The 17643-nt window shown below is 61.1% G+C and carries 11 protein-coding genes and 4 tRNA genes; 6 read left to right on the plus strand and 9 right to left on the minus strand.

Features of this window, described 5'->3' with window-relative positions:
• Positions 1-96 precede the first annotated feature (96 nt).
• The 3 genes from ACWKWE_RS06305 to ACWKWE_RS06315 are packed head-to-tail and all read left to right on the plus strand — an operon-like array spanning position 97 to position 3684.
• Positions 97-1107: an ABC transporter substrate-binding protein gene (locus ACWKWE_RS06305; RefSeq protein ID WP_483850024.1), complete on the plus strand. Its 1011-nt coding sequence runs from the start codon at positions 97-99 to the stop codon at positions 1105-1107.
• Positions 1108-1132: 25 nt separating this feature from the next.
• A complete protein-coding gene (locus ACWKWE_RS06310) occupies positions 1133-2500 on the plus strand; it encodes an LLM class flavin-dependent oxidoreductase (RefSeq protein ID WP_483850025.1) in 1368 nt (455 codons plus the stop codon).
• On the plus strand, positions 2497-3684 hold the full coding sequence (locus ACWKWE_RS06315; protein ID WP_483850026.1) for an acyl-CoA dehydrogenase family protein: 1188 nt from the start codon (positions 2497-2499) through the stop codon (positions 3682-3684). The genes ACWKWE_RS06310 and ACWKWE_RS06315 overlap by 4 nt, the downstream gene beginning before the upstream one ends.
• Positions 3685-3769: 85 nt before the next feature.
• Here the strand turns inward: ACWKWE_RS06315 and ACWKWE_RS06320 are convergent, their stop codons facing one another.
• Both ACWKWE_RS06320 and ACWKWE_RS06325 read right to left on the minus strand, forming a co-directional pair.
• Positions 3770-6058 carry a molybdopterin guanine dinucleotide-containing S/N-oxide reductase gene (locus tag ACWKWE_RS06320; protein WP_483850027.1) on the minus strand — a complete coding sequence of 763 codons (2289 nt, stop codon included), beginning with the start codon at positions 6056-6058 and terminating at the stop codon, positions 3770-3772.
• Between the two features lie 49 nt (positions 6059-6107).
• The gene (locus ACWKWE_RS06325) at positions 6108-7085 is read right to left on the minus strand and encodes an ABC transporter substrate-binding protein (protein WP_483850028.1); all 978 of its coding nucleotides are present in this window, start codon (positions 7083-7085) and stop codon (positions 6108-6110) included.
• Positions 7086-7414: 329 nt separating this feature from the next.
• On the opposite strand from ACWKWE_RS06325, the gene ACWKWE_RS06330 reads away from it, so the two are divergent.
• Complete coding sequence (locus ACWKWE_RS06330; RefSeq protein WP_483850029.1) at positions 7415-11503, plus strand: DEAD/DEAH box helicase; 4089 nt, start codon at positions 7415-7417, stop codon at positions 11501-11503.
• Between the two features lie 119 nt (positions 11504-11622).
• Here ACWKWE_RS06330 and ACWKWE_RS06335 read toward each other — a convergent pair.
• The 4 genes from ACWKWE_RS06335 to ACWKWE_RS06350 all read right to left on the minus strand — a co-directional run bounded on the left by ACWKWE_RS06335 (position 11623) and on the right by ACWKWE_RS06350 (position 12032).
• A tRNA-Gly gene (locus tag ACWKWE_RS06335) sits at positions 11623-11698 on the minus strand.
• A 2-nt stretch (positions 11699-11700) separates the two neighbouring features.
• Positions 11701-11776, minus strand: a tRNA-Glu gene (locus ACWKWE_RS06340).
• 102 nt (positions 11777-11878) lie between these two features.
• Positions 11879-11954: transfer RNA gene (locus tag ACWKWE_RS06345), tRNA-Gly, on the minus strand.
• A gap of 2 nt (positions 11955-11956) precedes the next feature.
• Positions 11957-12032: transfer RNA gene (locus tag ACWKWE_RS06350), tRNA-Glu, on the minus strand.
• A gap of 265 nt (positions 12033-12297) precedes the next feature.
• Between ACWKWE_RS06350 and ACWKWE_RS06355 the strand changes: the two genes are divergently transcribed.
• A complete protein-coding gene (locus ACWKWE_RS06355; protein WP_166596731.1) occupies positions 12298-13071 on the plus strand; it encodes a hypothetical protein in 774 nt (257 codons plus the stop codon).
• 222 nt (positions 13072-13293) lie between these two features.
• Here the strand turns inward: ACWKWE_RS06355 and ACWKWE_RS06360 are convergent, their stop codons facing one another.
• Positions 13294-13776: a GAF domain-containing protein gene (locus ACWKWE_RS06360; RefSeq protein WP_483850030.1), complete on the minus strand. Its 483-nt coding sequence runs from the start codon at positions 13774-13776 to the stop codon at positions 13294-13296.
• Positions 13773-14666 (minus strand): ATP-binding protein, encoded by an 894-nt coding sequence (locus ACWKWE_RS06365; RefSeq protein ID WP_166596729.1) that lies wholly within the window; start codon positions 14664-14666, stop codon positions 13773-13775. The genes ACWKWE_RS06360 and ACWKWE_RS06365 overlap by 4 nt, the downstream gene beginning before the upstream one ends.
• A 102-nt stretch (positions 14667-14768) precedes the next feature.
• Here ACWKWE_RS06365 and ACWKWE_RS06370 point away from each other — a divergent pair, with 102 nt between their 5' ends.
• Positions 14769-17093, plus strand: coding sequence for a hybrid sensor histidine kinase/response regulator (locus ACWKWE_RS06370; RefSeq protein WP_483850031.1), 2325 nt, complete (start codon positions 14769-14771; stop codon positions 17091-17093).
• A gap of 56 nt (positions 17094-17149) precedes the next feature.
• Here ACWKWE_RS06370 and ACWKWE_RS06375 read toward each other — a convergent pair whose 3' ends face one another.
• The gene (locus tag ACWKWE_RS06375) at positions 17150-17635 is read right to left on the minus strand and encodes a glutathione peroxidase (RefSeq protein WP_341963136.1); all 486 of its coding nucleotides are present in this window, start codon (positions 17633-17635) and stop codon (positions 17150-17152) included.
• Between the last annotated feature and the right edge of the window lie 8 nt (positions 17636-17643).

Genomic DNA, 17643 nt, shown 5'->3' on the forward strand with positions numbered 1-17643 from the left:
TAATGCGTTTCTTATAGGATTAAGGTCATAACCCTGAAAGCCGACCCCTTTCCAGGCGGAGGCCCAAACCTTTTTCCAAGCCTGGAGACACGCTTCATGTCCGCCCCCATTCTCAAATCGCTGCGCGTCAAAAAGCTCCTGTTGGGCGCCCTGCTGACGCTGTCGTTCGGCCAATACACCCAGGCGGCCGAAACCCTGCAACCGCTCTTGGTCGCCAATCAGAAATCGGCATTGAAGGTGCTACTGGAGGTCTCCGGCGAGCTGAAGGACGTGCCCTACGAAATCAAATTCTCCGAATTCCCGTCCGCCTCGCCATTGGGTGAAGCGCTGAATGCGGGCGCGGTGGACGTGGGTGCGCTGGGCGATGCGCCGTATGTCTTCGCACTCGGCGCAGGGGGTCCGGTGAAGGTGATCAGCATTACCCACGTCGACGGGCGCTACACCACGGCGCTGATCGTCCGTAACGACTCGCCGGTCAAATCCGTCGCCGACCTCAAGGGCAAGCGCATCGTCACCGGGCGCGGTTCGATCGGGCATTACCTGGCGATTCGCGCGCTCAACGAAGCGGGCCTGAAAACCAGCGACGTCAAATTTGTCTTCCTGTTGCCAAGCGAGTCGCGGCTGATCCTCGACAACGGCGACGCTGATGCATGGGCCACCTGGGCGCCGTACACCACGGTCGCCACCCAGAGCGGTGCGCGCATCCTGCCCAATGGCCCGGACCTGCTGACCAACCATTCCTACCTCGCCGCCACCAGCAAGGCGATCACCGAGAAACGTGAACAACTGGACGATTTCGTCGTGCGCCTGGACCGCGCCTACCGCTGGGTCAACGCCCATCCGAAGGAATACGCAGCCGCCCAGACCAAGGTCACCGGCCTGCCCGTCGAAGTGCATCTGGCCGTCAACCAGGACACCAAGATGGAGCGTGTCAGCATTGATGACAGCGTGATCAAGGGCCTGCAAAACACCGCCAACATCTATGAGCGCGAAGGCATTCTGAATAAACACGTCGATGTCTCCAACGGCTTCGATCCTGGCTTCAACGCCATCCGCCTCGCCGCCGAGCAGGCTGCCGAGAAAACCGATTCCCAGGCTGCGCGCTAAGCGACCGACTCCAGGAGAGCACCTCATGAGCACACCCCGTCAACTCAAATTCGGCGCGATGGTCCACGGCGTCGGTCATGGCTGGGGCGAATGGCGCCACCCGGATGCGCAGGCCGACGCGAGCACCAACTTCCAGTGGTACAAGGGGCAGGCGCAACTGGCCGAAGACGCGAAATTCGACTTCGTGTTCATCGCCGACAGCCTGCACATTCACGAGAAATCCAGCCCCCATTACCTCAACCGTTTCGAGCCGCTGACCATCCTCTCAGCGCTGGCAGCGACCACCTCGAAAATCGGCCTGGTGGCAACCGTCACTGTCAGCTACACCGAGCCGTTTCAGGTGGCGCGGCAGGTCTCGTCGCTGGACCACATCAGCGGCGGCCGTGCAGGCTGGAACATCGTCACGTCGTGGCTCAGTGGCACGGCGGAAAACTTCAGCAAAAGCGAACACCCTCCTCACGCCGTGCGCTACCGCATCGCCAAGGAACACGTCTCGACGGTCAAGGGGCTGTGGGACTCGTGGGAGGACGACGCCTTCACCCGCGACAAACAAACGGGCGAATTCTTCGACCGCGACAAGCTGCACCCGCTGAACCACCAGGGTGAGTTTTTCCAGGTCAAAGGCCCGCTGAATATCGCTCGCTCACGCCAAGGTCAGCCGGTGCTGTTTCAGGCGGGAACCTCGGAGGATGGCCGTAACTTCGCAGCGGAATATTCCGACGCAATCTTCGTCCATGCCGAGTCGTTCGAAGAATCAAAAGCCTACTACGCCGACCTCAAGCGTCGCGCCAAAGGCTTCGGTCGCAACCCCGATGACCTGTCGATCCTGCCCGGCATTCGCCCGATCGTTGGCCGCGATGCCGACGAGGTGGAGCGCCGCTATCAACAGGCCGTGGAACTGGTGAGCATCGAAGACGCCATCGTTGCGCTGGGTCGCCCGTTCAACGATCACGACTTCACGCAATACCCCTTGGACGCGCCGTTTCCCGACCTGGGCGACTTGGGCGCCAACAGCCAGAAAGGCGGTTCGGATCGCATCAAGCAACAGGCGCGGGATCACAACCTGACATTGCGCCAAGTGGCGCTGGATTTCTCCCGGCCGCGTCGTGAGTTCGTCGGCACGCCGGAACAGGTCGGCGATCAGATTCAGCATTGGTTCGAGAATGGCGCCAGCGACGGTTTCATCATTAATTCGCTGCTGCCAGACGGCCTGAAATATTTCACGGAGCTGGTGATCCCCGTGCTGCAACAACGAGGCCTGCAACGCACCGAGTACACAGGCTCAACCCTGCGCGAACATTTCGGGCTTGAGTTCCCGGTGAACCGCTACACGGCGGCGCGGGAAGACGCCTCGCAGCCCGTCTCGCAAGCAACCGCGCAGGCATCGGCATGAACGCGGGGGTGAATCGCCAAGCCATCGTGACAGAGGTCGAGTCCGATGAAGCGTTCGTTGAACGCTTGCGCGGCATCACTCAGCGTCTGGCCGAAACCGCTGAGCATTACGACGACAGTGGTGAGTTTCCCCATGACAATTTTCGCCTGCTGCATGAGCACAAGCTGCTCGGCCTGACCGTTCCCCAATCGCTGGGCGGCGGTGGCGCGGACCTCAAGCAGGCGCAACAGGTCATCAGTGCCGTGGCCCGCGGTGAACCGTCCACCGCGCTGATTCTGGTGATGCAATACCTGCAACATGCGCGACTGCAACTGACGCCCAACTGGCCGGAGCACCTGCGTCGGCACGTGGGGCTGGACGCGGTGAAAAACGGCGCGCTGCTCAACGCGCTGCGTGTCGAACCGGACCTCGGCTCACCCTCGCGAGGCGGTCTTCCCGCCACGACGGCTCACCGTACGGCGGAAGGCTGGCGGCTCAACGGGCGGAAGATTTACTCGACCGGCAGTCACGGCCTGACCTGGTTCAACGTCTGGGCGCGCAGTGACGACGACGATCCGCTGGTGGGCGTCTGGCTGGTGCGCAAGGACAGCCCCGGCGTGCGCATCGTCGAGGATTGGGACCATCTGGGCATGCGTGCCACGTGCAGTCATGAAGTGGTGTTCGAGGACGTGCTGGTGCCGTTGGATCAAGCGGTCAATGTGAGCCCTGCGCGCCTGGCGCAACCGGAACTGGACGCCTCGGGTCTGCTGTGGATGTCGGTGCTGTTGTCGTCGGTTTACGACGGCATTGCGCAATCGGCACGGGACTGGCTGGTGGATTTTCTGGAGACCCGCACGCCGTCGAACCTCGGCGCTTCATTGTCGACCCTGCCCCGATTTCAGGAAGCCGTGGGCCACATCGACACGCTTCTGTTCGCCAACCGAACCCTGATTGACGCCGCAACCCATGGCTTGACACCTGCCAGCCATGCGCCTCAGATCAAATACCTGGTCACCGCCAACGCCATCCGCGCGGTGGAACTGGCCATCGAAGCCACCGGCAATCCCGGCCTGTCCCGCAGCAACCCGCTGCAACGGCACTACCGCAATGTCGTGTGCGGCCGGGTGCACACGCCACAGAATGATGTGGTGTTGCAGGGGGTCGGGAAGGCGGTGTTTGCGGGGCGGTTGAATCAGCGGACTTGAAGCCTCCCGGTACCAGCCCGGCGTGCTGGCAATAGCGGCGGTCACACTGCCGACACGCCGGGCTGCTATGGAGGCTCCCAACCCTCTACACCACCATCACCGGCGGCTCGAAAGCTGTGATTTCCGGTACCGCCCCCACCCATTTTTCAATCTCTACCGAGGCGGTCTGCGCTGCGCAGCCTTGCGACAGGCTCGACGACCCGATGTCTTCGGTCACGACATTGGGGTTGCCGTGTTTTTCCAGGCATCGGGGCTGGGCCTTGCTCAGCGGGTCGTACCAGGCCCCCGTGGCGATTTGCACCACGCCGGTTCGAATGTCGTCGGACACAATCACCCCCGCCAGAAACGCCCCACGCTCATTCCAGACCTTGACCACATCACCCTCGGAAATGCCGCGCGCCCGGGCATCCTGGCGGTTGAGGGTCAGCGGTTCCCGCCCCTGCACTTTCGACGCCTGACTGTACGCGCCATGGTCGTACTGGCTGTGCAGGCGGGTTTTCGGCTGGTTCGACAACAGGTGCAACGGGAACGTCTTGAGCGGGGTGTCGAGCCAGACCGGGTGGCCGGGGCAGTCGGCGTAGCCAAAGCCTGCAATCCGCTCGCTGAAGATTTCGATCCTGCCCGATGGCGTCGGCAATCGATTGGCCACCGGGTCCTCACGAAACGCCTGAAGCAGCACGGTATCGCTGGGTGGGTAGTCGATCTCGAACAGCCCGTCGCGCCAGAACTGATCGTAATCCGGGAGCGCGATGCCAAAGCTGTTGGCCCGCTGGTGGGATTCGTCGTAGATAAAGCGCAGCCATTGACCCGCATCGCGCCCTTCGGTGAAGACGCTCTCGAAATCCAGACGTCGGGAGAGGTCCGCCAGAATCGAATAATCGTCCCGCGACTCGCCCACCGGCTCGATGGCTTGCTTCATGGCAATCATGTAGCGGTCAGATGCCGCGCTGCCAATGTCATCGCGCTCCAGCGCCGTCGTGGCGGGCAGCACGATGTCAGCGTATTTGGCCTGAGCGGTCCAGTACTGTTCGTGGACGATGATGGTTTCCGGACGCTCCCAGGCTTCCAGCAACCGGTTCAAATCCTGATGGTGATGGAAGATATTGCCCCCGGCCCAGTACACCAGCCGAATATCGGGGTAGTGCAACCGCTGGCCGTTGTAGTCGAAGGGCGCGCCGGGGTTGAGCAGCATGTCAGTGACCCGCGCCACGGGAATGAAATCCTTCACCGGGTTCACGCCTTGAGAAAAGCGCGGGCCGGAAAACGCCTTGCGCCCGCTGCCGGTGTTGTTCATGCAGCCGTAACCCAACCCGAATCCGCCGCCCGGCAGGCCGATCTGCCCCAGCATCGCGGCAAGGGTCACGGTCATCCAGAAGGGCTGCTCGCCGTGCACCGAACGTTGCAGCGAATAGGCGATGTTGATCATCGTGCGTTTGCTGGCCATCTCTCGTGCCAGCGTGGTGATGCGCGACGCGGGAATGTCAGTCAGCGCGGCCGCCCACTCCGGGGTTTTGGCGATGCCGTCCACGCGGCCTTGGAGGTACTCGATGAAGCGTTCGCGCCCCACGGTGTAACGCTGTAAAAAGTCTTCGTGGTGCAGACCCTCGTCGACCAGCACCCAGCACAGCGCCATCATCAGCGCCGTGTCACTCCCTGGCCGAACAGCCAGCCACTCGTTGTGTTGAGGGCCGACCAGATCGTCTCGCAGCGGGCTGACGTTCACGAACCTCACCCCGGCCTCGGACATCCGCTGAATCCCGCCCTCGACCAAATGATCGCTGGCGCCACCGGGGCTGCATTGGGCGTTCTTGACCGGCAGCCCGCCAAAAGCCACGAACAGCTCGCAATGCTGCGCCAGGTTCTGCCAGGAGGTGTGCGCCGCCAGCAGCCAGTCCATGTTGCCGACGATGTGAGGCATCAGCACGCGACCGGCGCCGAGGCTGTAGCTGTCAACGCTGTACACGTAGCCGCCAAACCCATTGAGGAAGCGGTGCAGCTGGCTTTGCGCATGATGAAAACGTCCGGCGCTGCCCCAACCGTAGCTGCCACCGAAAATCGCCCGGTTGCCGTGCTCGCCCTTGACCCGGGAGAGCTCGCTGGCGACCAGCTCCAGCGCCGTTTCCCACGGCACTTCGACGAACCCTTCCTGCCCTCGCAAATGCGGACTGCGCAATGCCGGGTGATCGCCGAAGCGCTCCAGAAAACTGCGGCGTATCGCCGGGCGACGAATCCGTGTGGGCGAATCGATGGCCCCCGGAATCGAATCGCCGATGGGCGACGGATCGGCATCCCACGACACCGGCTCCATCGCGTCGAGCCGTCCATTCACAACACGCGGGCGATAAGCGCCCCAATGCAAGGATGTGAAACTCATGCCCCGAACACTCCCCCATCCTGCTCATCGAAAACCGCGTATGGTGCCCTTAACGCTGCGCCTGTGTCGCTCCGCTCTCCGGCGTCGCCAGCACGGCACTGAACGAATCGTCGAATACATTGGCAGCCGGATAGGATTTCGTCAGCCCCTCTTTGTTGAAGAAGTCGATAGTCTGCTGGGCCTGAGCGATGGATTGCGGCGAAATGGGCACCACGGTGGTCGCCGAACGCTCGAACCAGCCCCGCGCCACATCAGGATCGGCCTTGCTCAACGCCGCCCAGGCCGTGGCATACGCATCGGTGTTCTGCTTGTTGGCCACCGACCAGGCGCGCGCTTTCTGCAAGCGCTGAATGAAGTCGGTGATCTGCGCACGTTTGTCCTTGATGGCTTTGTCATTGGCGACGATGAAACTCTGCGCCGGGATCAACGTATTGGCCGTTGCCAGCACGTGAGCGCCTTGTCGCTCCTGCTGAATGACGTAGGGGTCCCACGTGGCGATGGCGTCCACGGAACCGCCGTCCAGCGCATGGGATGCGTCGAGCGCGCTCAGATAGCGATACTCCACGGCATCGCGCGCCACGCCGGCTTTGTCCAACGCGGTGAGCATCAACTGCTGGCTCCATGAACCTTTCCAGATCGCCAGACGCTTGCCTTTGAGGTCTGCCACCGATTTGATCGGCGAATCCTTGCCCACTACGATCGCCACGCCTTCCAGATTCTGCCGGGAAATGCCGATGACCTTGATCGGCGCCCCCAACGCGCCGAGAAACAGAACGGGAGCGTCGCCCAACAGGCCCACGTCCAGCGCGCCGACGTTCAAGGCCTCGGCCACCGGAGAACCGGCCGTGAATTGCTTCCACTCCAGCGAATACGGCAGGTCTTTCAGCACACCGGCTGCCTCCATGACGGTGCGGGCGCCGTAGCTCTGATCGCCAACGGTCAAGTCGGCGGCATGGGTAGACGCTATAAAAGCGGAGAAGCAAAAGGCAGATAACGCGTTGCGCAGCAGACGGGATTTGATCGACACGAGTGGTCTCCACAGGGGTTCCATCGGAACCGGTTCATGAACATGAATACCGGTCCGCCTGTGCGGTCGCCGACTGATCGCCTCGGGCCAAGCGCGAAGCTCAGTGCGGCGGGATAGAACCATAACATCGCCATCAACATTAAATAAATTCATTATTGTTATAAGCAAATATGCCAATTCATCAATACACCCGCAGCACGCATGGAGACTTCCCTGAGCACGCCTCAATGGATTGCTGATCGACAAGACTCTGCCAGTGATGAAAAATGTCGCTTTTGTCTCGGGACACGCTCTTCTCCCCGATGACCCATCGCGTCACGAGGTCTTGCATGCCCACGCCCGTCATCACCCAGGAACACCTACCCGATTACTGCATGGCGATCCTCTTCGGGTTGGTGACGGCGTTTCCCGGCAAAGGCAGAACGTCGCTGCTCAAACTGGTGCGCGCAGTGGGCGTCCGCGATGCCGATGGCCATCTGATCGACGCCGACAGCCTGCTGCCAATACTGGAATCCCTGGAGGATGCGGGTTGGGTCATTCTGGAGGAGCGGCACGAAGGACGCTATTACGCCGTTACCGCAGAGAAACGAAACCGGGTGTTGAGGAGCTTCCTGGAATCGCCGGACTACGGTCTCTGGATGCAGGAGATTTTCGACAGCCTGCCGCAGCTCAGTGCGTGGCAGACCCCCACCCGGTCACGAATCCTGCAAGATCTTTGGTTTCACCTGCTGGGCCACAACCTCGGAGGGCTGGCGGACTCACTGTCCTTGGCATCCCCCCTCTTCACCCTCGCCCAATCCCCGGCTGAACACCCGATGTATGCGCTGCAACGCGATCCGGACGGACTGCATGTGTTTGCTGAGTTCAGCGACGACATGCGACGCCTGCTGTTGGAGGATCACCTCAGCCTGCTCAACTTCTACCTCGCCCCAGCGGGGCAAAGCTATTCGCTGGCACTGCGCGAGATGGAAGCCCGCCCCCATCCGTCATTGGGGGTCGAGTTGGCATTGCAGGCGCTGTGGCGCGGCGATTGGGACACCCTTGAATACGTCGAGATGGAAGAGACAGCGCTCCTGCAACAGGTGATTCACCTGACGCTGCGAGGCCAGGTCAGCGACACGCTGCTTCTGCTGCGCGCCTGGCTGGCGGAAATGCGCAAAATCACCAAAAAGCGCAAGATTGATCTGCCGCCTATCCTCAACGCGTTCTACTGCCTGACGCTCTTTGCAGAAAACGATCCCAAGCAACGCGCCTCGCTCAAGCAGGCCGTGGCGCTGGGCAACAAGGAACGATACGGTGAGGCCTACGAGGTTTTTCCCTACCTGATGGCCCAGCTCGCGGGAGAAAAATCTCCCCCACTCCCGTCCTTCGCCCACATCACATTAAATGGGCTGGATGGCCTGCTGGTGGCCATCACGCTGTACTGGCTCGACTCGCCCCATGCGCGCACCGACGCCTGGCGCATCAAGCTGGAAGACTGCCGCGACGAGCTGCAACGCGATCAGTATCTGTGGCTCGCCGCTGAGTTCGACGCGTTGATCGCCGTGCAATTCGGCACGCCCCGGCAATTCGCCGAACTGCATCAGGCCGCCGGTCTTCGCCCGCTCGTCACGCTTCTGCATCGCCAGGAAGCCTGGGAGCACGCCCTGAGTGCCCTCAGCCAGCTTCGCCCCGGCAAGACAACCGCAACACCTGCCGCCGATGAAAAAAACACGCGCCTGGCCTGGCACGTGCTTCTCGACGGCTATTGGGAAAAAGTCGAACCCCGTGAACAGAAGCGCAATGCCAAAGGGCAATGGAGCAGCGGGCGTGCTGTCTCGCTTAAACGTCTGGTGGAAGATGGCCCGGCCATGGATTTCCTGTCCGAGCAGGACCGTCAGACCATCGGCGTGATTCAGGTGAGCTATCAGTACAGCAACCCCGAATACGAACTCCCCGCGTCCAAGGCCCTGCCGCGACTGGTCGGCCACCCAGCGGTGTTCTGGCGAGACGCCCCCGACGTGCGCATCGACTTGCAGGCAGGCCAGGCGTCACTGCACCTGCACGCCAGCGCCGAGAAGATTCGCGTGCACCTTGAACCCTTGGGTCTGCTTGAAGCGAGTGAAACCTTCGTCCAGAAGGAAACTACCACGCGCCTGCTGATTTACCCGATCAGCCGCGAGTTGCGGAAAATCGCTGAAATCGTCGGCGAAGGGCTGGTCGTGCCCGCGTCGGCCAAAGAACAGTTGATCGAAGTGGTGAGCGCCATCGCCCCGCTGCTGCCGATCCATTCGGACATGCCAGAGCTGACCGGGCACCTGGACCGCGAGCCCGCCGACACACGGCTTTATGCCCATCTGCTGCCATTGGCCGAAGGCTTGCGTCTGCAGTTGTTGGTACGCCCGCAGGCCGATGGCAGCTGGTTCCGCCCTGGCCAGGGTGCCGAAAATCTGCTCGCCGAACGGGATGGCAAGCCGCTGCAAATCTGCCGGGATCTGGCGGCTGAGCGACGCGCTCTGGAGCAGGTGCTGCTCGCATGCCCGGGCCTCGCCAACGCCGACAGCGACGGCCAGGAATGGCAGCTGGATCAGCCGCAACACGCCCTGCAATTGTTGAGCGAGCTGCACGCGCTGGACGGCGAACACCTGCACTGCATCTGGCCGGAAGGCGAGCGGATGCGGATCAAGGCTCGATCAGGCCTGAAAAACCTCAATATCGGTCTGCGCCAGCAGGGTGACTGGTTCGTGGTACAGGGCAACATCACCCTTGATGACGGCCGCGTGCTTGAACTTCGTGAGCTGCTCAAGCTGATGGAAGCCAGCCCCGGCCGCTTCCTCAAGCTCAACGAGCGCGACTGGCTGGCCCTTGATGACAGCCTGCGAAAACGCCTCGACGAACTGGCGCACCTGGCTGACCGGGTCACCGATCAGGGCTTGCGCCTCAGCGCGCTGACCTCGCCCCTGTTGGCCGATCTGGCGCAGGAGGTCGGCCAGTTCGAGGCGGATGCAAGCTGGCAATCGCACCTTGAGCGGCTGCAATCCTTGCGCGAGTACCAGCCGCAAGTGCCTGGCACGCTGCAAGCCGAATTGCGCGACTATCAACACGACGGGTTCGTCTGGCTTTCACGTCTCGCCCACTGGGGCGTCGGCGCGTGTCTGGCGGACGACATGGGGTTGGGCAAAACCGTGCAGACCCTTGCGCTGTTGTTGCAGCGCGCCAGCCTCGGCCCCCAATTGGTCGTGGCGCCGACGTCGGTCACGCTCAACTGGCAGGCAGAAAGCCTGCGTTTCGCACCCAGCCTCAACGTGCGGGTGTATCAACAGCAGCGCAGCCTAGCTGACTTGAGGCCGGGGGACCTGGTCATCGTCAGCTACGGATTGCTGCAACTCGACGCGGAACTGTTCACGGCTCAACGCTGGAGCAGTGTCGTGCTGGACGAAGCGCAAGCGATCAAGAACGCTCAAACCAAGCGTTCGCAATCCGTCATGACGCTGGAGTCCGATTTCCGCATGGTCGCCACCGGCACCCCATTGGAAAACCACCTCGGCGAGCTGTGGAACCTGTTCCGCTTCATCAATCCGGGGTTGCTCGGCAGCCAGGACAGCTTCGCCGCCCGCTTCGCCACCCCCATCGAACAGGGTGACGTCGGTGCGCGTCGGGCACTCAAGGCGCTGATCCAGCCGTTCATCCTCCGTCGTCTGAAAAGCCAGGTGCTCGAAGAGCTTCCGGCCCGCACCGAGATCACCTACAAGGTGCCGCTGTCCGACGAAGAAGCCCATCAATACGAAGCGTTGCGTCGACAGGCGGTGGATCATCTGTCCCGCCTTGATCCAAAGGCCGGTAAATCCATGCAGGTGCTGGCGGAAATCACCCGCCTGCGCCGCTTCTGCTGTCACCCGTCGCTGGTCCTGCCGGGCTCAACCTTGCAAAGCAGCAAGCTGGAAGCCTTCAAGGAAATCGTCGATGAGTTATTGGAGAACCGCCACAAGGCGCTGGTGTTCAGCCAGTTCGTCGACCACCTGAGCATCGTCCGCGCCTGGCTCGATCAGCAGGGCATCGCGTATCAATACCTCGACGGCTCCACCCCGCCCAAGGAACGGCAAAGCCGAGTCAACGCTTTTCAGGCAGGCGTCGGCGACATCTTTCTGATCAGCCTGAAAGCGGGCGGCAGCGGTTTGAACCTGACTGCGGCGGATTATGTGATCCACCTCGATCCGTGGTGGAACCCTGCTGTGGAAGACCAGGCCAGCGACCGCGCCCACCGCATGGGCCAACAACGCCCCGTGACGATCTACCGCCTGGTGACTGAAAACAGCATCGAAGAACAGATCGTCGGGCTGCACGGGCACAAGCGCGATCTGGCTGACAGTTTGCTGGACGGCGGGGAAATCAGCGCGAAGCTGGATGCAGATGCGCTGTTGGAATTGCTGAAAGGCTAGATGCAAAGGTGAGGGCTTCGGCTAGGCCCTCACCTTTTCAACGATCAGGGCTGACGACACAGCGCCCCAAAAAACGCGCATAAAAAACGCCGCTCTGTTGAGCGGCGTTTTTTTGAATTTGGAGCGGGAAACGAGACTCGAACTCGCGACCCCGACCTTGGCAAGGTCGTGCTCTACCAACTGAGCTATTCCCGCATTGGCGTCCCCTAGGGGACTCGAACCCCTGTTACCGCCGTGAAAGGGCGGTGTCCTAGGCCACTAGACGAAGGGGACACTGCCTGAAACACCATGGTGTTGTGTTTCAGTTCCAGACTCACATCCGAAGATGCGTTCTGGTTTCACTCAACCCTGCCCTTAGGCAAAGCTGCTTAAAATTGGAGCGGGAAACGAGACTCGAACTCGCGACCCCGACCTTGGCAAGGTCGTGCTCTACCAACTGAGCTATTCCCGCATTGGCGTCCCCTAGGGGACTCGAACCCCTGTTACCGCCGTGAAAGGGCGGTGTCCTAGGCCACTAGACGAAGGGGACACGCTACAACATTCACTCCCTGCTGCGCTTCGCTGTGTGCTTTACGCTGCAAGTGGCGCGCATTCTATGGATGGTTGGAAGGGTCGTCAACCCCTCTATGAAAATTTATTCAAATCAATGACTTCGCCCTCTATTTCAGTCAACCATGGCCGATAGCGGTGTAGGCGAAAGCGCTTCTATATAGAGTGGCGCGACCAGCGCCCTTTCCGTGCCAGTGCATAGTCACTACACTCGGCGCAAAATCAATTAGATCGAGGTTTGTACGGTGACACCACTGATTATCACCCTGATGGTTGTAGCAGGCATCGTACTCCTGGTCGCAATCGGCTATCTGAATCACGTCGCCGAGCAGAAAAAGGTCGAGCGCGCTCGCACTCTCGTCGAACTCAATGATCGTCTGCGCCGTTGCAGCGAGTTGTCCGAAACCTTCCCCGGTCAACTGATGAGCCCTGCGCTCAAGCTGCTGCTGGTGCGGCTGGAATTGAACGTGGTCAAGCGCCTGATTGCGCTGGAGCGACGCAATAACCCTGGCATTCAAGAGCACGAAAAAGAGCTGGAAGCGCTGATCGCCCAAGGCGACAACATCAAGATCAGCAATCCGACCAGCCCGATTCAGACCGAAGCCAAGGCCAAGGACGTGCGCTTTCTGCTGGAAGCGATGCACGGCCAAGTCACTCGCGCCGCCCACGACGGGTTCCTGCAGACCGCTGAAGCCAAGCACTGGGTTCGCGAGATTCGCAGCATGCTGGTGCTGCTGCACATCGAGTTCTTCAACAACCTGGGGCAGCAGGCACTGAATCAGGATCAGCCGGGTCAGGCGCGTCTGGCGTTCGAGCGTGGTGTGCAGTATCTGAAGAATCAGCCGGAACCGGCTCCGTGGAAAACCCACCTGCAAGCGATGGAGCGCCAATTGGCGCGGGTCAACGCGATGGTGCTGGACCAGATCGCACCGACCGAAGACGACAACAACGAGCTGACGGCAGGTTTGAAAGCGGACGAGGTCGATGCCGAATGGAAGAAGAAGGCCATCTACGACTGATGGCGTGACCCGATCCATCGCATCGCGAATGAATTCGCTCCTACAGATGAATCCGCGTCAGACCCTGCACCTCAGGCGACCCGGCACCTCCGTAGGAGCGAATTCATTCTGGGCGGCATTCCGACGAGAGGCCGGTACAGCCACTACAGACTCGTCGCCTGAAACACCCCATCGCGAATGAATTCGCTCCTACAGATTTCCTAGACACGCATCCGCGTCGCTTCAGCAATCCGTCAATCTCAGAAAAATCGCCGCCAACGCTTCGATCCCTGCCTGATCTGCTTCGCTGAATCGCGCCAGGCTCGGACTGTCCAGGTCCAATACCCCGATCAAACGCCCTTCCTTGACCAATGGCACGACCAGTTCGCTGTTGGACGCGCTGTCACACGCGATGTGGCCGGGGAATTCGTGCACGTCGAGCACGCGTTGGGTCTCGCGAGTCGCTGCCGCAGTGCCGCATACGCCCTTGCCGAACGGAATGCGCACGCAGGCGATTTGCCCTTGAAATGGCCCCAACACCAGTTCTTCGTTGCGGTTGAGGTAGAAACCGGCCCAGTTCAAATCTTCCAGCTGGGTATACAGAAACGCTGAAAACTGCGCGGCATTGGCGATGAAGTCGCGCTCGTCCGCAAGCAGGGATTCCAGTTGTGCCGTGAGCAGGCGATAGCCGTCGAGACCCTCGCCCGTTGCGTTCAAATCGATCATGGATGTTGCTCCAGCATTTTCAAACCCACCCAATAACGGGCGAACTGATAGGCGCAGCGGCCGTTGCGGTTGCCGCGACCGGTTGCCCAGCGCACGGCCAGAATGTCGAGTTCGTGATCGCGCTGCCACTGCAACCCGGCCTTGGCCGCCAGTTCACCGACCCAATGTTCCACCACGTTCAGGAAGTGCTCCTGAGTGAACGGGTAGAACGACAGCCACAGCCCGAAACGGTCGGACAGGGCAATCTTGTCTTCCACGGCTTCGCTCGGATGGATTTCGCCGTCCTCGCCGCGCTGCCAGTGGGCGTTGTCGCTCTCTTTTTCCGGTACCAGATGGCGGCGGTTGGAGGTGGCGTAGAGCAGGACGTTATCGGGCGCCTGCTCCAACGAACCATCCAGTACGCTTTTGAGCACGCGATAATCGCCCTCGCCGGACTCGAACGACAGATCGTCGCAAAACAGCACGAAACGCTGCGGCAGCTTCTGTAATTGCTCGACCACTCGCGGCAAATCCCCGAGATGATCCCGCTCGATCTCGATCAGTCGCAGACCGACCTTGGCGTGTTCGGCGAGCAAGGCGCGCACCAGCGACGATTTGCCTGTGCCCCGCGAACCCCACAACAAAGCGTGGTTGGCAGGCAGGCCGTCGATGAACTGCTGGGTATTGCGGCCCAGTTGCTCGCGCTGCTGATCGACGCCGATAAGGTCGGACAGGCGCATGTCCAGCGTCACGTCCAGTGGCATCAGATAACCGCTGCGCCCTTCGCGCACCCAACGTGCTGCAAGGGATGTTTCCCAATCCACCGGCTCACGAACGGCTGGCAAGAGCGGTTCAAGTCGCGCCAGAACCGATTCGGCGCGCTCCAGAAATGCGTTCAATCGAGAATCCACGATTTCTCCTTGATTTAACGGGTTAAAGGCGTTGTGCGATCAGCTATGCTTGGCCCGCAATGGACACAAGAAGTGCACGTGCCCCATGGATCAAGCGCCCCTATGGATATTCGACTTACCCACCGACTGTCGTACAAACAGGTCCGTTTGACCGTTCTGCTCGGCTTTCTATTGGGAACGCTGTTCAGCCTGATACAAATTGCAATCGATTATGCCAGCGAAGACGCTTCTATCGATCGTGAAATTCGCTCGTTGCTGCAAATCAGCCACAACCCGGCGTCGCGCGTCGCCTACAACATCGACGCCGAGCTCGCGCAAGAGCTGACCCTTGGCTTGCTTCGCTCACCGGCCGTGATCGGTGCTCGGCTAATGGACAACAATAATGTGTTGCTGGCGTCCGTCACACGGCCGCCAGCAGAAAGCCCCTATCGCCTGATCAGCGACGGCCTGTTCGGCCAGAGCCGTGAGTTCGTGGATGTCCTGCACTTGGATCACATGCCGAACGAAGCCATCGGCGCCCTGTACCTGGATGTCGACACCTACGCGTTCGGCAGCCATTTTCTGCAACGGGCGGTGATCACGTTGCTTGGCGGCTTTGTCCGCAGCCTGGTGTTTGCCGGGATTCTATTGGGATTGTATTACCTGACCCTGACCAAACCGCTGACCGGGGTCATCCGCGCCCTGTCCAGCCGCGACTCCCGCAGCCCCACACAAACGCCACTGCCCTGCCCGCCCGGCCATGAAAACGACGAAATCGGCGTGCTGGTGCAAGTGGCGAATCAGCAGTTCGAAAACGTGGCGAGTGAGTTCTGCCGTCGTCGAGACGCTGAGAACCGCTTGACCGAGCACCTCAACGAGCTGGAAAACGTGGTCTCCGCCCGCACCCTAGAGCTCAAGTCCAGCAACGCGCGCCTCAGCCAGTCCAACGAAGAGCTACAGCTTGCCCGCAGCACGGCACTGGACATGGCCCACGCCCGCTCGGCCTTTCTGGCGCACATGAGCCATGAGATCCGCACCCCGCTCAACGGTCTGCTGGGCATGCTGGCGTTGTCACTGGACGGCCCGCTCAGCGCGGAACAACGTCAGCAACTGTCCATCGCCCATGACTCGGGCAAGGTGCTGGTGGAGCTGCTCAACGACATCCTCGACCTGTCGAAATTCGACGCGGGCCAGTTAGAGCTGGAGCGCATCCCGTTCGACCTCGGCACCCTGATCGAAGACACCGCCAATCTGCTCTCGCAAAACGCCGCGCCCAGCGTTGAGCTGACATGCCTGATCGATCCCCGCTTCCCGGCGTTGGTCATGGGCGACCCAACGCGTGTACGGCAAGTCGTCAGCAACCTGCTGTCGAATGCGCTGAAGTTCACCCGTGCCGGGCGTGTGGACGTGCGCCTCAGTCAGCAGGGCAGCAAAGTGCGCATCGAAGTGTGCGACACCGGCATCGGCATCCCTCAGGACGCACAGGCGAAGATTTTCGAGCCATTCACCCAGGCCGAAGCCGCCATCACCCGCCAGTACGGCGGCACTGGGCTGGGGCTGACCCTGACCCACAATTTGTGTAAAGCGATGGACGGGCAACTGAATATCGAATCCACCCCCGGCGTCGGAAGCCGCTTCTACGCCGATCTGCCGCTACCGGCCCACACGCCAGCCCCCGTGTGGCCCGCGCTCAAAGGCCATGTGGTGGTGGTCAGCGCCAAGGGCAGCGGCCTGACGGAGCTGCTCAGCCGCTTGCTGCCAGAATGGGGCATTGATTACCGGCACTTTTCGGCGAACCACTCACAACCCAATGTACAGCCTGATCTGCTGATCACTGATTGCCCGGAATGCTTGGTGGGGATGCGCCCTGGAACGGGCATTCCGATTCTGCTGGTGACGGCGTATGGCAATTTCATGCCAGCTGATCAGGTCATCGCCCTAGCGCCACTGCATCAACAGGCGCGCCCCCTGTCGCGGCAGATCTTGCATCAAGCGTTGCGGCAAAGCCTGCACGTCGAGGACGTTTTGAACGGCGATCGCCTGCCCAGCCCGAAACCAGTGGCCCACCGTGCGCGCATTCTGTTGGTCGAAGACAACCCGGTGAACCAATTGGTCGCCAAGGGCATGTTGAGCAAGTTGGGGTGTGACGTGGTGGTCACCAGCCACGGCGGCGAAGCGATACAACAACTTGAGCGCAATCACTTCGATCTGGTGCTGATGGACTGCAACATGCCGGTGCTGGATGGCTACGAAGCAACACGCCTGATTCGCCAGAGCGGCAAATGGCCCGACCTGCCTATCATCGCCCTGACCGCCAACGCCATGCCCGAAGAGCGAGAGCATTGCCGGAACGCGGGGATGAATGACTATCTGGCGAAGCCGTTTCACAAGGAAGAGCTGGTGAACATGCTGGATCAGTGGACAGCAGCTTCGAGCGTCAAGCTTTAAGCGACAGGTTGATCAGCGCCAGGCTTGCAGCTTGACGCTTGAGGCTCGCGGCGGCTTTATCTGAGCAGCGCTTCAATATCCGACTTCAGCTCTTCCGGCTTGGTCAGCGGCGCGTAACGCTTGACCAGCTTGCCGTCGCGACCCACGAGAAATTTGGTGAAGTTCCACTTGATGCGCTCGGAGCCCAGCAGCCCGGGCGCCTGTTTCTTCAACTGCACGAACAACGGATGAGCGTCGCTGCCGTTGACGTCGATCTTCTTGAACAGCGGAAAACTGACCCCGTAATTCAGCTCGCAAAACTCGGAAATCGCGCCTTCGTTGCCGGGTTCCTGTTTCCCGAACTGGTTGCAGGGGAAGCCCAGCACCACCAGCCCACGATCTTTATAGGTCTGCCACAGCTCTTCGAGCCCCTTGTATTGCGGAGTGAAGCCGCACTTGCTGGCGGTGTTCACGACCAGCACCGCCTTGCCTGCGTAATCGGCAAGGGTCTTTTGCTCGCCCTTGATCGTCTGCACCGGGATGTTCAGCAACTGTTCGCTCATGGCCGCGT

Source organism: Pseudomonas salicis (genome assembly GCF_057128705.1).

What these genes read in the sequence shown, in the direction of transcription:
- ACWKWE_RS06330 (WP_483850029.1), top strand. Translation starts at nt 7,415, where the DNA reads ATGCCCACGCCCGTCATCACCCAGGAACACCTACCCGATTACTGCATG.
- ACWKWE_RS06310 (WP_483850025.1), top strand. Translation starts at nt 1,133, where the DNA reads ATGAGCACACCCCGTCAACTCAAATTCGGCGCGATGGTCCACGGCGTC.
- ACWKWE_RS06315 (WP_483850026.1), top strand. Translation starts at nt 2,497, where the DNA reads ATGAACGCGGGGGTGAATCGCCAAGCCATCGTGACAGAGGTCGAGTCC.
- ACWKWE_RS06360 (WP_483850030.1), bottom strand. Translation starts at nt 13,776, where the DNA reads ATGATCGATTTGAACGCAACGGGCGAGGGTCTCGACGGCTATCGCCTG.
- ACWKWE_RS06320 (WP_483850027.1), bottom strand. Translation starts at nt 6,058, where the DNA reads ATGAGTTTCACATCCTTGCATTGGGGCGCTTATCGCCCGCGTGTTGTG.
- ACWKWE_RS06375 (WP_341963136.1), bottom strand. Translation starts at nt 17,635, where the DNA reads ATGAGCGAACAGTTGCTGAACATCCCGGTGCAGACGATCAAGGGCGAG.
- ACWKWE_RS06305 (WP_483850024.1), top strand. Translation starts at nt 97, where the DNA reads ATGTCCGCCCCCATTCTCAAATCGCTGCGCGTCAAAAAGCTCCTGTTG.
- ACWKWE_RS06370 (WP_483850031.1), top strand. Translation starts at nt 14,769, where the DNA reads ATGGATATTCGACTTACCCACCGACTGTCGTACAAACAGGTCCGTTTG.